16 protein-coding genes and 1 pseudogene are annotated in these 22,599 nt (G+C 60.1%); 8 read left to right on the top strand and 9 right to left on the bottom strand.

From position 1 onward, the window contains the following. The first annotated feature begins 266 nt into the window (after nucleotides 1-266). The gene (locus LDP01_RS02025; protein WP_224089886.1) at nucleotides 267-1,445 is read left to right on the top strand and encodes a thiolase family protein; all 1,179 of its coding nucleotides are present in this window, start codon (nucleotides 267-269) and stop codon (nucleotides 1,443-1,445) included. A 614-nt stretch (nucleotides 1,446-2,059) separates the two neighbouring features. Further along, complete coding sequence (locus LDP01_RS02030; RefSeq protein ID WP_224089887.1) at nucleotides 2,060-3,523, top strand: APC family permease; 1,464 nt, start codon at nucleotides 2,060-2,062, stop codon at nucleotides 3,521-3,523. Between the two features lie 751 nt (nucleotides 3,524-4,274). On the opposite strand, the gene panD is transcribed toward LDP01_RS02030, so the two are convergent. The 5 genes from panD to LDP01_RS02055 all read right to left on the bottom strand — a co-directional run bounded on the left by panD (nucleotide 4,275) and on the right by LDP01_RS02055 (nucleotide 9,171). Continuing rightward, nucleotides 4,275-4,700 (bottom strand): aspartate 1-decarboxylase, encoded by a 426-nt coding sequence (gene panD, locus LDP01_RS02035; RefSeq protein ID WP_224089888.1) that lies wholly within the window; start codon nucleotides 4,698-4,700, stop codon nucleotides 4,275-4,277. A 216-nt stretch (nucleotides 4,701-4,916) separates the two neighbouring features. Beyond that, nucleotides 4,917-6,053, bottom strand: a complete 1,137-nt coding sequence (locus tag LDP01_RS02040; RefSeq protein WP_224089889.1) for a bifunctional 2-methylcitrate synthase/citrate synthase — start codon at nucleotides 6,051-6,053, stop codon at nucleotides 4,917-4,919. Nucleotides 6,054-6,080: 27 nt separating this feature from the next. Further along, nucleotides 6,081-6,986: a methylisocitrate lyase gene (gene prpB, locus LDP01_RS02045; protein ID WP_224089890.1), complete on the bottom strand. Its 906-nt coding sequence runs from the start codon at nucleotides 6,984-6,986 to the stop codon at nucleotides 6,081-6,083. Continuing rightward, nucleotides 6,987-8,507 carry an MmgE/PrpD family protein gene (locus LDP01_RS02050; RefSeq protein WP_224089892.1) on the bottom strand — a complete coding sequence of 507 codons (1,521 nt, stop codon included), beginning with the start codon at nucleotides 8,505-8,507 and terminating at the stop codon, nucleotides 6,987-6,989. A 22-nt stretch (nucleotides 8,508-8,529) separates the two neighbouring features. Beyond that, a complete protein-coding gene (locus LDP01_RS02055; protein ID WP_224089895.1) occupies nucleotides 8,530-9,171 on the bottom strand; it encodes a GntR family transcriptional regulator in 642 nt (213 codons plus the stop codon). 207 nt (nucleotides 9,172-9,378) lie between these two features. On the opposite strand from LDP01_RS02055, the pseudogene panB reads away from it, so the two are divergent. Then, nucleotides 9,379-10,276, top strand: a pseudogene (panB, locus tag LDP01_RS02060) (3-methyl-2-oxobutanoate hydroxymethyltransferase). Between the two features lie 810 nt (nucleotides 10,277-11,086). Here the strand turns inward: panB and LDP01_RS02065 are convergent. Together LDP01_RS02065 and LDP01_RS02070 are read right to left on the bottom strand one after the other, a co-directional pair. Further along, on the bottom strand, nucleotides 11,087-11,998 hold the full coding sequence (locus LDP01_RS02065; RefSeq protein WP_224089896.1) for a zinc-binding dehydrogenase: 912 nt from the start codon (nucleotides 11,996-11,998) through the stop codon (nucleotides 11,087-11,089). 64 nt (nucleotides 11,999-12,062) lie between these two features. Then, a complete protein-coding gene (locus LDP01_RS02070) occupies nucleotides 12,063-12,650 on the bottom strand; it encodes a TetR/AcrR family transcriptional regulator (RefSeq protein WP_224089897.1) in 588 nt (195 codons plus the stop codon). Nucleotides 12,651-12,728: 78 nt separating this feature from the next. Here LDP01_RS02070 and LDP01_RS02075 point away from each other — a divergent pair, with 78 nt between their 5' ends. The 4 genes from LDP01_RS02075 (at nucleotide 12,729) to LDP01_RS02090 (ending at nucleotide 17,122) form a co-directional block, all read left to right on the top strand. Continuing rightward, nucleotides 12,729-13,115, top strand: a complete 387-nt coding sequence (locus LDP01_RS02075) for an MmcQ/YjbR family DNA-binding protein (RefSeq protein WP_224089898.1) — start codon at nucleotides 12,729-12,731, stop codon at nucleotides 13,113-13,115. Then, on the top strand, nucleotides 13,112-14,806 hold the full coding sequence (locus LDP01_RS02080; protein WP_224089899.1) for an AAA family ATPase: 1,695 nt from the start codon (nucleotides 13,112-13,114) through the stop codon (nucleotides 14,804-14,806). The genes LDP01_RS02075 and LDP01_RS02080 overlap by 4 nt, the downstream gene beginning before the upstream one ends. A 21-nt stretch (nucleotides 14,807-14,827) precedes the next feature. Further along, nucleotides 14,828-16,168 (top strand): carboxylesterase family protein, encoded by a 1,341-nt coding sequence (locus LDP01_RS02085; protein ID WP_224089900.1) that lies wholly within the window; start codon nucleotides 14,828-14,830, stop codon nucleotides 16,166-16,168. A 642-nt stretch (nucleotides 16,169-16,810) separates the two neighbouring features. Continuing rightward, nucleotides 16,811-17,122: a hypothetical protein gene (locus LDP01_RS02090; protein WP_224089901.1), complete on the top strand. Its 312-nt coding sequence runs from the start codon at nucleotides 16,811-16,813 to the stop codon at nucleotides 17,120-17,122. Nucleotides 17,123-17,731: 609 nt separating this feature from the next. On the opposite strand, the gene LDP01_RS02095 is transcribed toward LDP01_RS02090, so the two are convergent. Then, a complete protein-coding gene (locus tag LDP01_RS02095; RefSeq protein ID WP_224089902.1) occupies nucleotides 17,732-18,763 on the bottom strand; it encodes a DUF4192 domain-containing protein in 1,032 nt (343 codons plus the stop codon). A gap of 1,646 nt (nucleotides 18,764-20,409) precedes the next feature. Here LDP01_RS02095 and LDP01_RS02100 point away from each other — a divergent pair. Beyond that, complete coding sequence (locus LDP01_RS02100; protein ID WP_224089903.1) at nucleotides 20,410-21,102, top strand: DUF5677 domain-containing protein; 693 nt, start codon at nucleotides 20,410-20,412, stop codon at nucleotides 21,100-21,102. Nucleotides 21,103-21,415: 313 nt separating this feature from the next. On the opposite strand, the gene LDP01_RS02105 is transcribed toward LDP01_RS02100, so the two are convergent. Next, entirely contained in the window at nucleotides 21,416-22,219 is an 804-nt protein-coding gene (locus LDP01_RS02105) for a hypothetical protein (protein ID WP_224089904.1), read from the bottom strand. Nucleotides 22,220-22,599 lie beyond the last annotated feature (380 nt).

Consider the following 22,599-nt stretch of genomic DNA (forward strand, 5'->3'; position numbering starts at 1 on the left):
CTTCCATTGCCGAACGGTAGAAGCTCCGCCCGAAATTCGCCTGGTCATACAGGTGTTCGCGTCCTCGCACATGTGAGGACATGTGCGTTTCGCCGTGGCGGAAAACTGCTGCCAGTGACTCTGGCAAGACTAGGCTGATTCGGGAGTCGAACTAAACACTTGATTGCCAACCAGTAAGTGTTAGACTAGCCAAAGGCCACTTGAGCAAACGACCGCACTGCAGCGGAGCCTTATCGTTTTTGTTAAGAGAGTGAATTGGAGTAACTATGACCGACCGCGTAGCTATCGCTGGAATTGGAATGACTTCTTTTGGGAAGTTTCTTGATCGATCGGTGAAGAGTCTCTCCGAGGAAGCTGTGAGAATGGCGCTGGAGGATGCCGGAATCGATGCGGACAAAGTAGACCGCGTCTACTTCGGCAACTCGGCATCTGGAGTCATCACCGGGCAGGAGATGATTCGAGGCCAAGCGGCGCTCAGGAACACCGGCCTCATGGGTAAGCCAATAATTAATGTGGAAAACGCTTGCGCTACGGGCAGCACAGCGTTCCATCTGGCGTGGCAAACAGTGGCCAGCGGCCAGGCAGATGTTGTGCTGGCAGTGGGAGCGGAGAAGCTGAGCCATGCTGACAAGACCGTCTCCATCGCAGCGTTCGGAGGTGCGGTAGATAAGGAAGAAGAACTGCCTTCGCACGTTGGCTCCGGCAGTGGCTCCATTTTTATGGACATTTACGCAGAACGTACTCGCAGGTACATGGATGCCACGGGAACGACGCCAGCCGATTTTGCTCGAATAACTGTCAAGAGTCGCCACGCTGCGTCGCTCAACCCCTTCGCGCAGTTTCGTAAAGAGACGACAGTCGAGGAAGTGCTGGCAAGCCGGATGATCAGTGAACCGTTGACGCTTCCTATGTGCTCTGCAATCGGCGATGGGGCAGCAGCTGTGATCCTTTGTTCGGCTCGTGTGGCGTCCAAGCTCTCAAGGTTCAGGCCAGTTTGGGTAGCCAGTTCGGCGCTTGTTTCGGGCTCAGCAGATCCGACCAAGCCGAACGCTTCGTCTCGGGCGGCGAAGGTGGCTTACGAGGCAGCTTCGATTGGCCCCGAGGACGTCCATGTTGCAGAGGTTCACGACGCATCGGCCCCTGGCGAGCTGATCAACTACGAGGTCATGCAGTTCTGTGCGCCGGGCGGCGCTGCGGAACTGTTGCGCAGTGGTGCGACAGACCTTGGCGGAAGGATTTCTGTCAATCCGAGCGGTGGTTTGCTCAGCAGGGGCCACCCGATTGGTGCCACAGGAACCGCTCAGATATTCGAACTGGTCCATCAGTTGCGTGGAGAAGCGGGTGCACGGCAACGAAAGTCTGCCAAGGTAGCCTTGGCACAGAATTCTGGCGGGCAGGTTGGTGGCGATTCGGCTGCAGCAGTGGTCTCCATCCTTGTTGCATAGGTTTTCCTTCGTTGCCATCATCACTAATGATCGTGGCTGCTTGACCAAGGTGAGAGTATCCTCACCATCTGCGTTGCAGAACAGACCCCGGTGCGTTTGCACCGGGGTCTGTTGCTTGATGACGGACTATAACTTGTCCTCACCGACAATGTCCTGCCAGGCGTGGGCCATGTCGGATCCGGCCGGCCCGGTCGCAAGGTCCCATTTGGTTCCACCCTCGGCGGTCTCTGGTCGTTGCCGGGCAACAAATGCAACTATCCAACGTGAGTGATCGTCCGACCCTCTGTCGTCCCGGACGCATTCCCTGGCAAAGCAAGCCCCTGCACATATCGAAGGGTCGGTAACCGAGAGCGCATCGTTTAGAACCCGGCGACGAATGGCCTCGGTTGGGAGGACGCCAAAGTCCTGAATGCTCGTTGGTAAAACGACTATTTACGAGCAGATGACCAAGCAACGAATATCGTTATCGGTTGCCGGTCCCGAACACCCGAACTGGCCCTCGTGTCGATGCACCCCAACGAGCGGCCGTACACGTCGGACCCCACGGAAGCACCCCCAATATCTCTTGATATCAACAATCTCTACTTGGAAGGTACTAATCGATAATGAACGGAATGAGTTCAGTGGACACGGAGGTGCAGCGACAGAGCCAACCTCACCTCAAGGGCAATATGGGATTCCTTTCGCTGTTCTTCAGCGTAGTGGCGTATAACGCACCCTTGGTGGTTGTCGTCGGAGCCATCCCAATCATGGTGGGTAGCGGGGCAGGCCTCGGCACACCAGTATCCTTCATCTGTGCAGGGGCCATTTTGGCGGCGTTCGCTGTGGGCTTCACGCGCATGTCGAAAATCATGCCAAAACCAGGCGGCTTCTACTCTATGATCACCGCTGGACTCGGCCCGCAGATGGGCCTTGGCTCCGGTCTGGTGGCCTTTCTGGGCTACTTCTGCGCCTACGCCGGAAGCTTGGTGTTTGGCGGTGTCGTACTTGGAGAGCTGGTACATGGCTCCCTCAACGGCCCAGACATTCCCTGGTATTTTTGGAGTCTAATTTTCTGGGCAGCCAGCGCCGTTCTGGGGTATCTCAAGGTCGAATTGTCAGCCAAAGTACTGTCAATTTTTCTGTTGTTCGAAGTCGTCATCGTCGTCTCCTACGACGTCCTCGTCTTTATCAACGGCGGAGCCGGTCATCAGGGCATCTCTGTAGTGCCACTTAGCCCGAATCACTGGTTTGACGGTTCATTCTCTCTGGGCTTGCTCTTTGCTCTCGGTATGTACGCCGGCTTTGAGGTGACTGTCCTGTTCCGTGAGGAGGTCCGTGACCCCAGCCGAACCATTCCTCGCGTCACATATGCCGTGATCGCCCTGGCAACGGTCGTATACGGGCTGTCCTCGCTTTTGTTCATCAACTCGATCGGCCTCGACAACGTGGTCGAAGCCGCCACCGCAGACCCTACCGGTTCGATGACCCATAGCCTGCAAGCATTCGGCGGGAAAGTCCTTTCGGATGCTGCGACTGTCCTCGTCAACACAAGCACCTTTGCGGTGGTCCTCGCGGCCCACAACATCTCGGCAAGGTACTCCTTCAATCTGAGTGCGGACGGAATCCTCCCACGGACACTTAGCAGGGTGCACGCCCGCCACGGCTCGCCGCACAGCTCCTCCTTCGCCGTTAGTAGCGCGGGCCTCGTTATGCTCCTTGCCATTATTTTCACGGGGGTAGGGGCCATAGAGTTCTACACGGCACTGCTCGGGATCACCAGTTTCGTGATCCTCGGTGTCATCTTCCTTGCGGGAGTCGCCGTCCCTGTCTACCTGAGACGTCACAGCCGGGGGCTCTCGGTATGGAGTAGGATCGTATTCCCGTCCATCTCAATTGTCGGGTTGGGGTCCGGGTTGGTCCTCGCGGGGATCAATTTCCCCCTCCTGGTCGGAGGCTCGAACGTCCTAGCGACCATCTTGATGGTATTGATCGTCGGCCTCTTCGTCCTCGGCTTTACCCTTGCCATGGTTTACCGGCGGATGAGGCCCGGGCACCTATGCCCGGATCGGTCGGCAGTGAGGTCCGGCATTAGCTAGATCGAAGGACTTAGAAACCTACGAACTCAACGGTCCGCATCCCTTTGGGGGAGGCGCGATTGCGACACACGCGATATCGCCGGTGTCCAGCAGGCAAAGCGGCGCTGGTCAACCTGTACGAACCAAGTTGACCAGCGCTCTTAGTGACTTAAAACACGGGCGCTAGCAAACCTTCGACGCGGACAGGTGACAAGGGAACAACTTCGAGTGGAGTGCGACTTGTCTTCGAGTCCGATCTACAAGGAGGTGTTCAGTCCCTCATGCCAACGCGATCCTCACGCCAAAGGGGAGGCTCCCGCTGGCCCTGTGCCGTGGCAGACGCCCGTGCGGTGCTACCGGCAGATCCTCGAGATCAGGGTCAACCGCCGCTGAGGGAGCCCAAGGATCAGTTTCGGCCCGAGATCCATCCCTCCACAGGGCAATGCCGTCGAAACCACGAAGACGGCCGGCACAGCGGCGAATGTGCAAGCTGGGTACGCCTTCCTGCGCGAAGTCCTCGATCACCATTCCCGGCTGGCTTACGCGAGATCCTGGCCGCTTCAAAGAAGGTACAGATGAAGTGAGGAAAGCCGCCGCTGATTTCTGGGAACTTGCCAACTACCTTGAGGCGGGGGGCTCACGGTCAAACGGTCCTGGCCGGTAACGACTCCTGTGACCGCTCCTACGGTTGAGCGCGGCGTGGGCCCGCAGATGAAGCACACCCACACCAAGGCCGAACCACCCACGGCGTGCAAATCCCGCATGTCGTAGCTCAGTGGGCGGCGTTGTTCATTGAGTGCGGTGGGCGCAGGAGTCCTGGAGTGAATGCTTCTGCAGGGTCGCTTCCTAGCTGAATAACCTTGTTGTAGTTGTCTACGTGGACCACGCGAGGCTTGAAAGCTATGGCTTCGTCCGTCGTCATTTCGGCGTACGTGATGAGGATAACAATGTCGTTTTCCTGAACCAAGTGAGCTGCCGGGCCATTGATGCCAATAACACCGGAGCCGCGCTCTCCAGCGATCGTATAGGTCTCCAGACGGGAGCCATTTGTTACGTCGACTATCGAGACCAACTCTCCCGGGAGAATGTCCGCAGCGTTCAAGAGGTCTAAGTCGACCGTAACCGAACCGACGTAATGCAAGTCGGCATGAGTAACCGTTGCTCGATGAATTTTCGACTTGAACATTGTTCGTTTCAATTGAAGTTCCTTTAAGTTCTATCCGTTCGATCGATTTCCCTGATCCAACCAAAAGGTACTCCGTGTGGGTTTGCTTAAGTGGTCGGGTCGGCGGCCCTCCGAAGCACCGGTTTGGTGAGGCGACCTGCGGTGAAGTGTCACAGACGTTGCGAATAATTGATGATCCCAGTGATCACCCGACACCTCACCGCAGGAACTTTGGCTGCAGATATGCAGTTATATGGATCGCTGCTCGGAACCGTTGTATTCGCTGAGCGGCCGGATGAGGGAGTTGGATGCGACCTGTTCCATAATGTGGGCGGTCCAGCCGGTGATGCGGCTGGCGATGAAGATCGGCGTGAACGTGGGGGTGTCGAAGCCCATGAGGTGGTAGGTGGGGCCGGCGGGGTAGTCGAGGTTGGGTTTGATGGCTTTTGCCTCGTCCATGGCCTGTTCCAGGCCGTTGTAGAGGCCCAGGAGTTCGGGACGGCCGTAGTGGGCGATCATCTTGTCCAGTGCGGCTTTCATGGTGGGGACGCGGGAGTCGCCGTGCTTGTAGACGCGGTGTCCGAAGCCCATGACCTTCTTTTTCTGGGCGAGGGCGTCTTCCATCCATGCACGGGCGCGGGTGGCGGCTTCCTCGAGGGATTCTTCGCTGCGGATGCCGATTTCGTCGAAGGTGTGCATGACGGCCTCGTTGGCGCCACCGTGCAAGGGTCCCTTGAGCGCGCCGATCGCTGCAGTCACGGCCGAGTGGAGGTCAGAGAGTGTCGAGGTGACCACCCGGGCGGTGAACGTGGAGGCGTTAAAGGAGTGCTCGGCGTAGAGGATCATAGAGACGTTGAACGCCTCAACCACCTCGTCTACGGGTTCTTCGTCGAACGTCATCCAGAAGAAGTTTGCTGAGTAGCCCAGGTCATCACGGGGCTCGATGACCTCCAGACCACGGCGCCGGCGCTGGTCGTAAGCCACCACGGCAGGCATGGCCGCCCACAGATCCACGGCCTTCTTCATGTTGGCCTCAGGCGAGGAGTCCTCAGCAAGTTCATGCCTGGCACCCAGCACCGAGGCGGCAGTGCGGCAGACGTCCATCGGGTGCGCAGCCTTCGGGAGCGCGTCGATAATGTCCTGTAACGCCGGATCGAGAGCACGTCCGGAACGTTCCCGGGCCGTGAATTCTGCGAGCTGCGTTTGGTCGGGCAGTTCGCCGTTCCAGAGCAGGTAGGCGACCTCTTCGAAGCTGCATTTAGCAGCCAGTTCCTGGACCGGGTACCCACGGTACAGGAGCGAGTTGGTTTCTGCGTTGACCTTGGAGACAGCGGTGTGGTCCACCACGACGCCGGTAAGGCCCTTTTTGATTTCGGTGTCAGGCATGTTGAACTCCTTCGTTGCAGTTCTCGTTTAGTGATTGCCTGGGATCTGAAAGTTAAAGATCCCAGAATCGAATTTGTTGTATGCCTCGTAGTCAACGAGATCATAGAGACGAGCCCGCGTAAGCATCTGCGGGACGCGCACCTCCTGGCTCCCGAGGCTTCTCAGAGTGTCCAAGACCTGTTGCGCAGCGCCCATCGCACTGCGCAGCAGCGTGACGGGGTAGATGACCATGTTCACGCCGACTGCCTGAAGCTGTTTCGTGGTGAACAGCTCGCTTTTGCCGAACTCGGTCATGTTGGCCAGGATGGGCACGTCCACGGCGTCGCGGATGGCTTGGAACTCGTCCAGGGTGGCCATGGCTTCGGGGAAGATCGCGTCGGCCCCGGCATCTACCAGTGCTTTGGCGCGGTCCTGAGCGGCCCGCAAACCGTCGACCGCGCGGATGTCCGTGCGGGCCATGATGAGGAAGTTCGGGTCGCGGCGGGCGTCGGCTGCCGCGCGGATCCGCTTGGTGGCGGTGTCGAGGTCCACGACGTTCTTGCCGTCCAGGTGGCCGCAGCGTTTCGGGTTGAATTGGTCCTCAATGTGCAGTCCGGCCAGGCCGGCGTTTTCGAGTTCCTGGATGGACCGGGCCACGTTCATGGGTTCACCGAAGCCGGTGTCCGCGTCCACCAAGGAGGGCAGGTCCGTCATGCGGGCGATCTGTCCGGCCCGGGTTGCAACCTCTGTGAGGGTGGTTAGGCCGATGTCCGGCAGGCCGAGGTCGTTGGCCAGGACCGCGCCGGAGATGTAGACCCCGGCGAAGCCTTTTTCCTCAATGAGGCGTGCCGAGAGCGGATTGAATGCACCGGGAAACTGCTGGACTGTCCCGGAAGCCAACAGTTCGCGCAGGCGCAGCCGCTTCTGTTCCGGGGTGACTTTGGAGTACAGCATTTAGAACAGTCCCTTAGGTGCGTTCTCGAGGTTGATGATACCGGGGGCTGCGGTGATGTTGAGTTGGTCCAGTTCTCCTTCGCCGAGTTCGGTGACGCGTTCGACGGCGGCGAGGAACCTTTCGATCTCGGCTTCCTCCACGAGTCCGGCGGCGAGGGTGCGGAACTTGTTGATGTATTGCTCGCGGGCGAACGGCCGGGCGCCGAGCGGGTGCGCGTCGGCGACGGCGATCTCGTCAGTGACCACAGTGCCGTCCGTGAGCGTAATGACAACAGTGCCGCCGAAGGCCTTCTCGGCGATGTCCAGGGAGTGGTAGCGGCGGGTCCATTCCGGGTCTTCGACGGTGGTGACCTTGTGCCAGAGTTCCACGGTGTCCGGGCGGGTGGCGCGTTCGGGGGAGTAGGAGTCCACGTGGTGCCAGGCGCCGTCCTGAAGGGCGACGGTGAAGATGTACGGGATGGAGTGGTCCAGGGTTTCCCGTGAGGCGGTGGGGGAGTACTTTTGGGGGTCGTTGGCGCCCGAGCCGATGACGTAGTGCGTGTGGTGGCTGGTCTTGATCAGTACCGAGGCCACGTTGGCCGGGGTGGTGGTTTCGGGGTGTTCGCGGTGGAGTTTGCGGGCGAGGTCGATCCAGGCCTGGGCCTGGTATTCGGCGGAGTGTTCCTTGGTGTAGGTGTCCAAGATCGCGCGCTTGGCTTCGCCCTTCTCCGGCAGCGGGACCTCGTAGGAGGCGTCCGGGCCGTCGAGCATCCACGCGATCACGCCGTCTTCGCCTTCGTAGATCGGCACGGGCGAGGTCTGTCCTCGCATGGCCCGGTCGGCGGCTTCCACGGCCATCTTTCCGGCGAAGGCGGGGGCGTGGGCTTTCCACGTGGAGATTTCGCCCTTGCGGGACTGGCGGGTGGCGGTGGTGGTGTGCAGGGCCTGGCCGACGGACTGGAAGATGGTCTCCACGTCCAGGCCCAGGAGCGTGCCGATCCCGGCGGAGGCGGAGGGGCCGAGGTGGGCTACGTGGTCGATCTTGTGCTTGTGGAGGCAGATGGCCTTGACCAGGTTCACCTGGATCTCGTAGCCGGTGGCGATGGCCCGCACCAGGTCGGCGCCGTTGGAGCCGACGTGCTGGGCCACAGCCAGGATCGGCGGAATGTTGTCGCCAGGGTGCGAGTAATCCGCGGCCAGGAACGTGTCGTGATAGTCCAGTTCCCGCACGGCCACACCGTTCGCCCACGCCGCCCATTCCGGGGAGACCTGCTCTTCAATGCCGAACACCGAGGCGCCCTTGCCGCCCGTGCTCGGTCCGTGGGTCAGGGCCTGGGCGCGGGCAGCGACGATCGGTGCCCGGTTCAACGAGGCAATGGCAACTGAGGCGTTGTCGATGATGCGGTTGATCACCATGTCGGTGACTTCCGGGGTTACGTCGACGGGGTCGGCGGCGACCACGGCGATCTTGTGCGCCAGCTGCTCCTCGCGAGGGAGGTTCTCTTCGGACTTGTAAACGCGGACGTGATGGTTCTTGACCATGGTGCTCCTTTGGGTGAAGGTTCTAGGCGGCCGTGTGGGCGGCCTTGAGATGGGTGAGGCTTCGGTGAAGATGAAGCGTGGTGGCGGCTTCGGCCAGTCGGGGGTTTCCGGCCGCGATGGCCTCGGCAATGGCCGCGTGTTCGGCCGCAGCGTCGGCGAGCCGTGCAGCGTCGTCCGCGGCCAAACGCCGGACGCGGACCAAATGGACGCGGAGACCGCGCATGGCCTGGGCCAGGTAGGAGTTCGCGACGGCGGCATCGATCGCCTCATCCAGCCGTCCCACCAGGGCGTAGTACTCGTGCCGGGCAGGGTCTGCCTCACGCAGCAACCCGGGTGCACCCGCAAGCTGCGTTCGGAGGTCGGCGAAAACCGAGGGGTCGCCTCGTTCGGCGGCCAAGGCCGCCGCCCGCACCTCCAACGTCTCGCGCAGTTCGAAGAGTTCGTCGATGCTGTCCAGCGAGATATCGGTGACCACGACGCCGCGGCCGCCAGCCGCCGTCGTCAATCCTTCAGCGGTGAGCCGGCCCAGCGCCTCCCGCACCGGCGTCCGCGAGACACTCAGCCGTTCGGACTGCTCCACTTCAGCGAGCATGGTTCCCGGCCGCAGGCGCCACTCAATGATGTCCTCACGAAGGGCCTCATAAGCCCGGTCACTGGCGCGCATATCTTCGAGTGTATACATCGGAGGGGTTTGCGGGCAATGAAAGTGAGAAAATCGGTCTATATGTATACATTCTTGTGGGAGGGTCTAATGTAATGTGACATTTACGTCCCACAAGACTGCACATCCGCGGTGTATCGACCCTCATCCGGTAACCGTCCGGAGAGGCTCGGACGGCATGGAGACGCCCACCTACCGAAGGAGAATTAGATGGGTCCAACAAACAGTTCGGAGTCGGACTTTTCAGCTGGCTCTCACGCTCCTCACGGTAACGGTTCGAGTAGTTCGGTCGACTCGGAGGCAGGTCAAAGCCCTGCCAAGGTGCGCATTCATCACTTACAGCAAGCCAAGCTCGACGGTAAGAAATTCGCAATGCTGACCGCCTACGAGCAATACGCGGCAGAAATTTTTGATGCCGCCGGCATCGAAGTGCTCTTAGTTGGCGATTCGGCGTCCAACAATGTTCTCGGCAACGAGACCAGCATTCCCGTCACCGTGGACGAACTACTGCCGTTGTGCCGGGCAGTTGCCCGGTCGACGAAGCGCCCTCTGATCGTGGCGGACCTACCGTTCGGCAGCTACGAAGTTTCTGCGGAGCAGGCAGTATCTACAGGCGTCAGGTTTCTAAAGGAAGGCCTAGCTCATGCCGTCAAGATAGAAGGCGGTAGTTACTATGCTCCCACCATTCGCGCCATGGTTCAGGCCGGAATCCCCGTGATGGCCCATATTGGGTTCACGCCGCAGAGCGAGCATGCGTTGGGGGGCTATCGCATCCAGGGGCCGGGGCGATGATGCGCAACGGGTGATCGACGATGCGGTAGTTCTTGCTGAAGCGGGGGCTTTCTGCGTGCTGATGGAAATGGTTCCCGCAGAGACAGCAGCCGCCGTGGATGCAGCGGTCCGTGTTCCAACAGTGGGCATAGGCGCCGGCGCAGGAACCACAGGACAGGTGCTGGTGTGGCCGGACATGGCGGGTTTGCGCGGCGGGCGGATGGCCAAGTTCGTTAGGCAATACGCAGACCTTCGCCGCATACTCTCTGACGCCGCTGCCGCTTACGGCAGCGATGTTCGATCCGGACGCTTTCCAGGTCCGGAACACTCGTTCTGATTTCTGTATGGAGGGTGTCAGCGCGGAGACGTTTCCGATGTCAACGATGCCGAAGCCGAGGGATGTCGCGTTTGGTTTCGTATGAGTGACTTTGTTGGCGTTCCAGCGAGCGATGACGCCGACGCCGAGCATTTGATTGCTGAGCAGTGTGAAGCGGTAGCTGGTGCTCGGTGTCGAGCGGCAGGTTCATGAACCTTTGTGCTTTCGATCCTCGGCTTTGGTAATAGTTGATGTGGCCGCTGGCAGTGACGATAGGCGCAGCGTGTCGGGGTGGTTCGGGGTCTCCCGGATGATGGACTGCCCCATCTGGGCGCTCCTGAGGCTCGGAAGGCAAACCTCGGTGACGGCCCACCAGGGGGAGAGTCTGGTGGTCTGGCGTCTCGACATATCGACATAATGCTGGCAATGGCCCTGCGGGGTGGCCTATATCCAACGTGCTTGTGCCAATACCTACTTCCTTGTGAAAATGCTCAAGCTGCTACGAAATTTCAGTCTAATTTCTGACTGCGTCAAGTGGCTGAAATGTCCACACTGGATGTACGTGATCGCAACACCAGTTGAAATGAGGGCGAGGACGATGAAGCGCATAGGGACACAATATGACTGCCTCCACTCCGGGACGCCCACGGCGGACACCGCCAGATCGGTCCATGTTTCGACTTTCGTTGTAGAGGTTGGCGCGGTCGCACCTTTAGATAGATGGTGTGATGGCAGCATCTGGCCGGATTGCGCCGATTCGTCCCTTCGGACCACCGCACCAACGTCAGAGGTCGAGTACTTCTAGGGAATCGTTGCCGGCTGCGTTTAGCGCTAGATAACGTGCTTTCCTGGTTGGCCGCCTGAGGTGAGCGCGCGATGCGCGTCTGCGACGCCGTCCAGTCCGCGGTGCGTGCTTGCGATGGCGACGTGGAGGCTTTCCATCTCGATCGCCTTGAGGTACCTGTCGAGTGCGGCGGCCGGGAGGTCGCTGGCTGTACCGGAGTAGCTGGTGAGCCGCACACCGGAGGGGATGCTGAATGGTGAGAAATCAGGGATCGTCCACTTCCCGGTGAGTGCGCCGACGAAGCAGACCGTGCCGGCTGGGCGGACGAGGGACAATGTAGTGGGGAGTGCAGTGGCGCTGACGAATTCGAGCGCCGCATCGAGTACTGTCGGGGCCAGTGCTTGGACCATGTCTGCGAACGCGGCGTTGTCGAGGATGGCGTGGTCGGCGCCGGCGAGTTTGAGGAGGTCGAGGCTGGCCGGGTTGCGGGTGGTGGCGATGATGGTGGCGCCAAGCTGGTGAGCGATTGCGATCGCTGTTAGTCCGACGGTGGAGGTCCCGCCGTGGACAAGGATGCTCTGCTCGGGTTGCAGTTGCAGGGCGGTGGTGAGCGCGCCGTGGGCGGTTTGCAGCATCTCCGGAAGTGCTCCGACGACGTCCCAGGGCAGGGAAGTCTCGAACGGGATCACGTTCACAGGTTCAACGACGGCGTATTCGGCGTAGCTGCCGTCGATCGAGCGGCCGAGGCCGCCCATCATCGTGGCGACCTTCTGGCCCGGTTCGAGATCAACACCGTCACCGACTGCGTCGACCACGCCGACGGCTTCTATGCCCAGGATGCGGGGAAAGGTGAAGTCGGCGTCGGATTCGCCTACCCGGCTGGTTGCCTCGGATTCGTTGATCCCGAAGGCCATCACCCTGATACGAACCCACCCAGGTCGGACCCCGGGGATCGGCATGTCACTGACGGCGAGACCGTCGATGTCGACCGGGCCGTGAGTCGAATTGCGCGCATCGTGTCAGTCATGATTGCTCCTTCGTAGGCAATGGGTGATCGAGGGCAGGGAGGGCGAGGAGGGCTTCATAGGCCTGGCGGACCACCCCCTCATCGAGCCTTGCGTCGGGGTGTGCAAGGCGATGGCTCCACCACCCCCACAGCAGCGCATTGACGGTGAGTGCGGTGCTGTCCGGGAGCAAACCGTGGAACATCACGACGGAATCGTCCTCCACCGCCTGTAGGATCGCGGCCACCTTCGGGTTCCGCGCGCCGTAGTGCCGTATCTCCGCATACAGGCGGATTTCGTCCAGAGTCGGACTCGTCGCTCCGATCGTGGCCTCGACAAGCACGTCGACAATGTCGGCCAGGGTTCGGGCGTCTCGCAAAGGTTCCCCGTAGCGTGGTCCGAGGTCGCTACGGGTCGAATCCAACGCCGCTAGGATAAGGCCCTCGAGCGTGGGGAAGTAGTAGGTCATTGACCCCAGCGGCACCCCGGCGTGCGCGGCTATGCCCCGATACGACGCCCCGGCCACACCATGTTCCGTGATCACGTCAAGGGTGGCCTGCAGGATGCGGGACCGTCTTCCTGGGTCGTTCGGCTTTCCTAGGCGCACATCTTCTCCAATATCTGACAAAGTACGTACACTGGTACGTACCTTGATTCTAAACTAGCTCACGACGGAGGAGAGCGTATGAAGGCCGAAGACTTGCAGGAGTACGCCAGGGGCCGTGTCGAGGAACTCCCGGGTGCGGTCTTGGAGCATCCGTTTGGGCCTGACTGGGACGTGTTCAAGGTGCGGGACAAGGTGTTTATGCTGTTTACCGAGGTGACGGGGGAGCCGATCGTGGTTCTGAAGGCTTCGCCGGACGACGGTGAATTGCTGCGGGAGCAGCACGAGGCCATTACCCCCGGCTACCACATGAACAAGCGGCACTGGCTCACCTTGCATCCTGACGGGCAGTTTCAGAAGCTATTCGTCGAAGACCTCGTGACCGAGTCGTACTTGCTCGTAGTGGAGAGTTTGCCCCGGGCGAAGCGCCCTGTGGACCCTGCCGTGTTTGGCAAGGTCGGCCGGTGACCCTCACTGGTGGGCAGTTGCAGCAGACCGCGCGCGACACCGCGGGCGCGCTCGGGGACGTCAGCAGGGGTCGGCCGTTTACGCCCCACTTCGAGGTGTGGAAGGTCCGGGGCAAGGTGTTCCTGATCGTCACCGAGGATGACCCGGATCAACAGATCATTACGGTGAAGGTCGATCCGCACGAGGGCGACGCGCTCCGCCGCGACCACGACTCGATCACCCGGGGGCACTATCTGGACAAACAGCACTGGATCTCAATCGGGCCCGGCCCCCGGCGTCACTACACGACTTGTCGAGGAGTTGGTGCAGGACTCCTACGATCTCGCCTCGGGCCCGCATTTGGAGCGGCGTTCGTGAGCGGGCAGCCTCTGTCGCTGTTCGGCGTTGACGATTCTTCCCGGCCCCTTGCCGATCGGATGCGTCCGCGTACCCTGGCCGACGTCGTGGGCCAGGACCATCTTCTTGAAGAGGATGCGCCACTCGGACGCATGGTCGGTGCGCATCGACTCGTTTCGATGATCTTGTGGGGCCCTCCTGGCTGCGGGAAGACGACTATCGCGCGCCTCCTCGCAGAGGACACCAACCTGGCGTTCGAACCGCTCTCGGCCACATTCTCGGGTGTCGCGGATCTTAGGAAGGTGTTTCAAACGGCCAAGCGTCGGCGAGAGGTCGGGCAGGGAACGCTGCTCTTCGTCGACGAGATTCACCGCTTCAACCGCGCCCAACAGGACTCGTTCCTGCCCTACGTCGAAGACGGCACAATCGTCCTCGTCGGAGCAACCACCGAGAACCCAAGCTTCGAACTTAACGGCGCCCTGCTGTCCCGATGCCAGGTGTTCGTCCTGAAACGTCTCGACGAAGTAGCGCTCAGCACCCTCATCAATCGCGCCGAAGACATTGTCGGTGCACCGTTGCCACTGGACGAAATCGCCCGGCAGGCACTCATCGCGATGGCAGACGGAGACGGAAGATACCTGCTGAACATGATCGAGCAGGTACAGCACCTCGCCGAACCCGTCGACTCAGCCTCACTCGCTGCCGCGGTGCAGAAACGCGCACCGTTGTACGACAAATCGCAAGAGGGCCACTACAACCTCATCTCCGCGCTCCACAAATCGATGCGAGGCTCGGACCCGGACGCCGCCCTGTACTGGCTAGCGCGAATGCTCGACGGCGGTGAGGACCCGCTGTTTATCGCCCGCCGGATCACCCGGTTCGCCACCGAGGACATCGGCATGGCCGACCCGAACGCCATCCAGCAAGCCCTCGCTGCATGGGACATATACGAGCGACTCGGCTCCCCGGAAGGGGAACTCGCGATCGCGCAAGCCGTGCTGTATCTCGCGACGGCCCCGAAGTCCATCGGTGTCTACCGCGGCTTCAACAAGGCAACCGCTGCAGCTAAACGCACCGGGTCGCTGATGCCGCCTGCGCACATACTCAACGCTCCGACCCGGCTGATGAAGGACCTCGGCTACGGCAAGGGCTACCAGTACGATCCCGACACCGATACCGGGTTCTCCGGCGCCGACTACTTCCCCCACGGCATGACCCGGCAGACCTTTTACGAACCCACCGCCAACGGGTACGAACGCTCCATCACCGAACGCCTAAAGCTCTGGGCACAGCAACGCGACGCCAATCCGAGCACTTCTACCGCCAATAACTCCATAACTCCCGAAACCGACTGAGCTCTGGGAAAGGACTCACAAATGACTAAAACCACTGGCACCCCTGGGAATGAACACGCCGTGCGTTCCTGGCTGGGTATTCCTTACGCCACCGCGGAACGATTTCGCAGGCCCACCTTGGTGCCCTTCGACCCCAATCTGCCTTACGATCAGAAAGGCCCTGCACCGCTTCAGGCCGGGGATACCTCGTGGCTGGAAGCTGATAACGGTTTCAGTGAGGACTGCTTGAACCTCAACGTCTGGGCACCCGACGATGCTGGAGATGAGCTGCTGCCCGTGGTCGTCTACGTCTTCGGCGGCGGATGGGTGCTTGGCTCAAACACGCAGACCACTTCGAACGCGTCCGGACTCGCCTCGACCGGTCGCGCAGTCGGCGTGTCGCTGAATTATAGGCTCGGCCCTTTCGGATGGTTGTCTCTCTCCCAATATGGCGGTGCACTGGAGGAAGCCACGAACCTCGGCCTGCAGGATATCATCACCGCGCTGCGATGGGTGCGGGAGAATATTGCTCTTTTCGGCGGCGACCCGAACAACGTCACCGTTACCGGTCACAGCGCCGGCGCGTTCAACACGCTCGCCTTGCTCGCGGCGCCCTCGGCCGACGGCCTCTACCACCACCTCGCCGCCTTCTCCGGCATGCCCGCACGCCAAGTCCCCGCCTGGGGTGCCGAAGAACGCGCACTGGCCGTCCTCACCGCACTTGGCATCAAAGACGATCCCGAACAGATCCTCACCGTCGACGCGCACCTTCTCGCCGAGACGATGAGCAAAACGCTATCGCCAGACCCCGGTGCGCCGCACGGCGTCGACAACGAAACCATCGCCATCGTCGATGACCGGACCCAGCCCAACGGCATCCTTGTCGATCACCCCATGCGGGTCCTCGAGTCCGGACGACACCGACACGTCGACATCCTCTTCAGCAGCACCACTCATGAAACCGACTGGTGGGTCTTGCACAGAACCGATGATTTCGACCCCGGCAGCATCGACGGCCTGGTCGAAGAATTTGCCCACCGGAACCGTATCCCGCTCACCCGTGCTCGTAAGATCGTTGCAGCCTTCGACGTCGACGGGCGCACCCCCATCCAGGTGCGCGGGGCACTGCTCACCAACTTCTCCTTCACCCTGCCCCAGGGCCCCGCGGGGCACTCGCACACGCTGCAGCGGGCGGCAACGCGCACCTACTATCGGTGGGATCGGTCGACGGGGCGCAGGCGGTACATGGGACGGAGATGTACGGCATCGTCGGCCAAACGCAAAGCGGCGCCAGCGACGAGCAGATCCAACGCGACACCTTCGTCCGCGACACCCTTCTCGCCCTCGCCGCGGGACGAAGCAACGAGCTGTGGGGCGCCGTAACGACTGAACCCACCACGAAGGGCATCGGCAACATGCCCTACGACGCCACCACCCACGCGATCGACGTCCTACGCACCTTCGACGGCATCGAACGCCCCTAAGTTGGCTTAGGTTTCATGGCTCCTGACCCAAGAATTAAGCTCCCCCGGCGTGGTTGGTGGAGATTGCTCAGTGTCAGAGTGCTGCCCAGAGCACCCCCTGACACAGCTGATGCAGTCGGTTGCTACCTGATGGCAGCAGCAGGGTCATTCTGGACCGAGGGTGCAGACGCTTTGGTGAATTTGAGTCCGTAGCTGGCTCGATGTGCGCGTAGAAAGCCTCAGTTTCGGCGTGTTCCTCTTAGACTAAGCACGTTCAGGTCGTGCGATTTTGCGATGGATGATGAAGTCAATGTTGCCGAAGTCTCCCCGGAACTGCGTCGCCAGACGCCGTGCCCGAAGCCTTCGTGAATCTCAACTTTGCGGCCATAAATGCAGAAGCAGACATCACCGCAGGACATGCTGAAGCGGCGTGAGAATGGGCCATGAAAGGCGCCACCGGCCACGTGCGAGTGGCTCCCTCCACTGACCGCCTGCGCTCTCGGCGACTAGATCCAAAAAAGCCAGGGACGCTGGACGGCCTACAAACCGCTTGCAGGATGCCGTGGCAGACCTCAAGCACCGCTTTACCGCCATTCTGCACGAACCGGGCGAACAAGGCCCGCTCTACCGGACCCAATTCGCGGCGTTCGCCTCGCTCTACGAAGCCGAACTCGGCAGGGCCACAACAGCTCCTTACAACGCAGACGCCTGCGACGCGTCCTCTCTGCCGTGGGAAGGAGCCTGTGCACGGCATCGAATCGCCGAAGCGCTCCTCCTCCACGGACACAACAAACGATCAGTTCTTGCCGGTGTCCTGCAGCGTGGCCTCGAACTGTCTACAAGGCTGCAGACGCTCCCCACCCACTGCGCCTGAAACAACTGGCCCACCTCGCCCGGATCCCCACACAGCCCCACCCCAAAAGCAGCCCGAAGGAGACGAACTCCTAAGCGACCTCACAGCGCGGTACAAAGACGTCCTCACGCACGTCATTGCGGGAAAGCCGCACAAAGAAATCGCCGAAAGCATGGTCATCTGCTAAATGGCAGTCAGCACCCACATCTCCAACATTCTCCCAAAAACCGGCAGCACCAACCGCCACGACCTCAAACGCAGAACAGTGCCCAACCAAGGCTGACGATGAGCGCTCCCGAGACCACAGCGCCCCGATGTAGTCGGGCGTTCGGGGATGGCACCGTCGACGCTGCCGTAGCGGGGCTGTCTGAATAAAGGCAAGGATCATTGAAGCCGTGACGTGCCCAAACGGAAACGACGTTTGGACGGGATCCATGAAACCGTCCTCTCGCACTCCGTCTGTGGGCTGACCACCGTGGAAATCGCCGCGCACTTGAGGAGGTCTACGGTGCCAGAGACTCCAAAGACTCCATCTATCGCATCGCCCGAGAAAGACGCGGCCTAGCTGGCTGCATGGGCCATGCGTCCGCTGGACTCGGTCTATCCGGTGCCGAACCGCAGGGCTCGTGATCAGGGCATGCCGAAGTTGTTTTTGTAGGCAGTGCTTTTGTTGGTGTTCCAGCCGGCGATGATGCCGGCTCCGAGCATTTGGTCGGTGAGTCTTGCGAAGCGGTAGCCGGGGTCGGTGTCGAGGGCGAGTTGGAGGTATTGGTGGGCTTTGGATCCTCGGCCTTCCCACCAGTTGATGTAGCCGATGGTGGTGAGGATGGGTGCTGCGTGTTCTGGGGCTGTGAGGGTGTATGCGTGGGTGAGGAGTTGTTTGGCCCATTCGATGCGTGACCAGTCTGGTGCCTGGGTGGTTTGGGCGAAGAGGATGCGTTCGGGTGGTTCGTCGATGCCGGGGATGTCGGCCGTGAGCCGGTCGCGGATGTGCGGGAATTGGTAGTAGGCGATGAGCTTTATGGTGTCCTGGTCGGTGGGGTAGTCCTTGTTGCTGAGCATGCTTGTCCAGAGTTGGTGCGCGTCGTGGGTGGCAGCAGCAGGCGGTCCGCTGAGGATGGTTTGTTTATGGTGTTCGACGGCGGTCGCGTGCTCTTGCTGGTGGGTCGCCGACGGGAGGGTGATTTGGTTGGTGGGTTCGATGATGCTGCCGCGGTAGATGAACTCTGCATTGACTTGGGAATATTCCGTGCTGCTGATCGGGATGGCGATGTCGTTGCTTGGCATCGTGTCGTAGGGGGAGTAGGTGGTGTTGGTGACGTAGATGCCGTCTCGGATGGTGATGCCTTCGTGTGCCAGGACTCCGGTCAGGGTTGCAATGGTGCTTCGGTGCGGCCTTGCCTCGCCTGGCTCTGGGGTTTCTGACGTGTAGAGGGCGAAGACGATGCTGGTGGCTCGTTCGTCGGATGTGAGGTAGGCGGCGACGGTGCGGGCGAAGTGGATCTCCAGCCCTGGTTGTTTGGGGAGGTCGATGCGGAGGGTCGCGCCGACTTTGTCTTTGTCGAGGGTGATGCAGACGAGGCTTTCTTGTGGCCAGAAGCCGAGGGTGTGGCCGATGAAGCTGAGCAGGTCGGCGGGGTCCTTGATAGTGAGCGCATTCATTGTCATGTCTCCTCATGCGTTCTTGGTGTTGTTGAAGGGCCCGTTCTGCTGTGGGCTTCAGCTATCCATGGGCGCATGGCGCTCCCTGCACCATGACGAGACCCCGCCGACTTCGGGGACGGAGCGCACACAAGTGGTCAATCGTGCGGCGACGCGGACGCTGCGAATCCGCTGAGCTGCGCCGTCGTCGTTGGGGGTTGCTAATGTGCTCGTTCGCACGAAACGAGTCCTCTGGGCTGGTACCGAGCGCTTTTGTTCTACGCCTGGGTCCTCAGCTGAACAGCTCGAAATGGGTGCGTGGAAGGTTCGAACATATGCGCCGTTATCGGCTTCCAAGGACAGCGGATGGTGATAGGGGCCGATGTCTGGGGTGCCCGGCCCGGACGGTCAGAAGCAGCGGAGTCTCTTAGAAACGATTGTGATTAGAGAGCGTTGACACGACCAGTTCTGACCAGATCGCGCGTTTCGCTTACCGTACTCTGAATAAGAATTCCAGTGTAAAAGGAGAAAGATTGTAACCCGAAAAGGCTATGGCCACTCGGAAGTTGACTCAACACAACGGGGCGATGGGGAGGCGGAGGCGTTAAAGGACTTCCTCCAGATGGGCGCGTCGGTGAATTCTCTAACCTCGTCGGACTACGGGTTGGACTCGCATGTTCAGCTTCCATTGGTGCCGCAGAAGTTCGGTCGTCTTGAGTCTGAATGGGCACTATCGGGTCGAACCGCTCACGTTCAGGTCAAGAACATGACCAAAGGCGGTTCGCCTTCCGTAGAGGATTCCTCCGTTGAAGGTTGGGTTTCGGGCTCCAAGGTCGGCAGCCCAACCTTCTTTTTTGTCATCAAGAACAACAAAGAAAAGACGTTCTACTCACCGCGTGGTCTAGCCCGCTTGCTCGCAATCTGGAAAAGGACGAAATGCGGGAAAGCGTGCCAAGGGTGAGAAGGAGATCGAATCGGTGACCTTGACTGTAGACGCTGGACGCACTTTTGACGTTGACCTTCTTCCAACTCTCCTGCATCTGTGGACCAAATATCCTCGGGTCCTTATGAACCCAGCGGTGAACGTAGACGAATGGTCGAGACTGGACGCAGCACGTCTGAAGGTCAAGAGGAGGGCTTCGTGGCGCAGGTTTTGTTGGCCTGGCTTAGATCTTATTTTCCGGGACACCCAATTTTGGAAGAGGGGCGGGAAGAACCGCTAGCACTCCCTCTTGTCGCATCGGCATGGGCTGAGTTGGAAAAGGCAAGCAGGGAACGACCGGACAGTCTGTGAAGCACCTTCCACGAATGGACTCCCGAGTTTCTTGAGTACGCCAGCGACGTTATGCGGCCCCTTCTCGAAGCGGCAAGGCACCTTAATGCCTGGCCGACCGCCCCATTAGCTACGTCCTACTCTCTGGAAACAACTCCCCGGGAATCATTCGAAGAGGCAAAGGCTCTTGTCCGCGAGGTAGCCCGGTTCTACAGTCTATGCCTGGAGCGAGCACGGGAGAGTGAACACGCCTGACTCCCAGGCGGGAGAGCTTCGCCTCAAGTAGGGAACCTGCAACATGAGCATGGATCGTCCCCCGCAAACCCGAGAACCGGCAACCGAACGATTCCAGCGGGCCGACTCTTGGAGTCGTTCCGCTTATAGGAGGATGCAGATGCAAACGAGCGGAACAGCGGATACGGCGGCACTACTTTACGCTGACTTCGTGGCGCTCTGGCAAGGCGCCCCCATGCCGTCCAAGAAAATCATGACTGACTGGAATCGGCAGGAGGGAGCTGAAGCAACTGCGGTTGCCCTGCCTTGGGGTTGGATGGTTCGGGTGAGTAGGACAGGGGAAGCGGCCCTAAGGCTTGAAGCGGCAGGCTACTCAGAGGAAGCAGCGCCACTGATCCGTTCGATGCTGGAACACGCCATCAGGCTGCGGTGGGCACAGGCAGCGGGTGCTGAATTTGTTGAAGTTGCCCTCCGTATGCGCTCCAAAAGCCTCGAAAGGATAATCGAGGCCCAACGCGGCGGCTGGCAGCACAACCCGGAGCGCGTCGAGAAAATGGAGGCAGCCATGCAGGAGCAAGACGAAGGATTGGCCAGCTCCAACCATCTGCAAGCCCTTAAGCATGTGGTGGATACAGACCTGGACAAGTTTGGGTTCATGTACCAGCAGTGGCTCCTTGAGACGCAGGTATCACATCCAACTTTCCTGAGCGCCTCACCCTACTATGCGTACGAACAAAGAACGGGTTTCGACTTCTATCAGCAGCCAATAGGTCAAGACCCCGTATCGATGACAGCACGCGGGGGCCCTTCTCGCTGCCGTGGACAGCTACAAGAGCATTTCCGGCCTGGATGAGTATTTCGTCAATGGCTTGCGACCGCTGGCGCTCCGGTTTGGCGCGCTGTCTTGGAAACGTCCCGACGCACGAGCGTGAGGCTGTATGACTTGGGTTTTGCTGGGTCGGCCGCCGTGAGGGCCCTATTTGAAGCTCTGAGGCCCCTTTGCTCGCCGCCTAGCTACCCTGACCTACGGGCTACTTTCCCCAATTTTTTGGGTTCTGCAGTTCCACACCGCTGCCCATCCAACACCGAAGGGTCCTAGCTTAAAAGTTATCGGCTGCTTGGTCTTCAAATACGACTTGGCTAGAGGACACGTTTGATGGCGCTGGCTAGCCTATTTTGTCGGTGTTGTTTGCGTTCTCTTCGGTACCGTTTCCGGACATAGCGGATAACTTGTCGAGAAGTGCCCGGCAGCGCATTACGGCAGCTTGAACTGCCATTGTTAGAGGCTCTGTAGTTTCAGGGTCATCTATGGTCTCGACCCCTTCAGTGTCATCCGTCTCAGCCGTACTGGAACTTTCGTCATTTGCCGTTCCTGAAGTTGTTTTGAGTGAAACCGTTTCGAAATCCACTGCGAGCGGTTCGTCGGGAGCTGACTCTCCGCGGCCGCTATAGCGATGTATGAGCTGCTCAAGAGCACTTACCACACGGTCTTCCTCTGTTTTGGCAGTGGTTATGCCGGCTATGACCCATGGCTCTTCACATGAGATAGCATCCCTGGCGGTGTGCGCAACTACTAAACGAATCAGGTTCCCAACCTCGGAATCGATTTCGCAGGCTACGGGCAGAAGAGGGTATGTTGTCATGGCCTTGACACTCGGTGAATGCTCGTCAAACGGGCGGTAGTACGCCCAAGGGGCGGGGCTTGGGTCGAGCCTTTCGATCGCTCGCATAACCGGCCGCAAATACGCGTATGGCTCACCTTTCCAGGGCGCGCCGGATTTGTGTTCCCAGAGTTTGAGTACGACCTCTCGCGTTGTTGCAGCTAGTTGCTCGTCGTCCGGGTCTTCGCGGCAACGGTTGATGAGCTCAGCCAGGTGATGTGACATCCACCGGCCAACAATATCGCTGGGATTAAGGGCCTCAGCCAAGTCCCGGCCAAGCTGTAGGACGTTGTCGGTGTCAGGACTCATGTACCTCTCCTGCCGTGTCGATTAGGAAGTACTTCGTGTAAGGGGAGGGAAAGCCTAGCTCTTCGTCGTCAGGATTTTCAGAACGGCTACGCGAGATGTCCTCCGAGCGCCGTTGAATCTCAACCTCCAAGATGAGCCAACGATCAAGTTCACGGAGCATCCCTGCCAACCAGGAACGATTGAACACGATACTGTGCCCGATGGAACCCGTGGTTTGTCGTTTATCGGCATGGTCGTCCCACACGGTTGAGGTCGCGACAATCTGATTACCGTCGTACCAATGCCTTAAATCAGGGTCAGGAACCAGAAGATTGATGGGTGTGAACGATGTGCTGGGCCCTGACTGGTGGAAAGTCGATTGACCGTGCATATGGGTCCAG

The organism is Arthrobacter sp. StoSoilB13 (assembly GCF_019977255.1).
Lineage (GTDB): Bacteria > Actinomycetota > Actinomycetes > Actinomycetales > Micrococcaceae > Arthrobacter.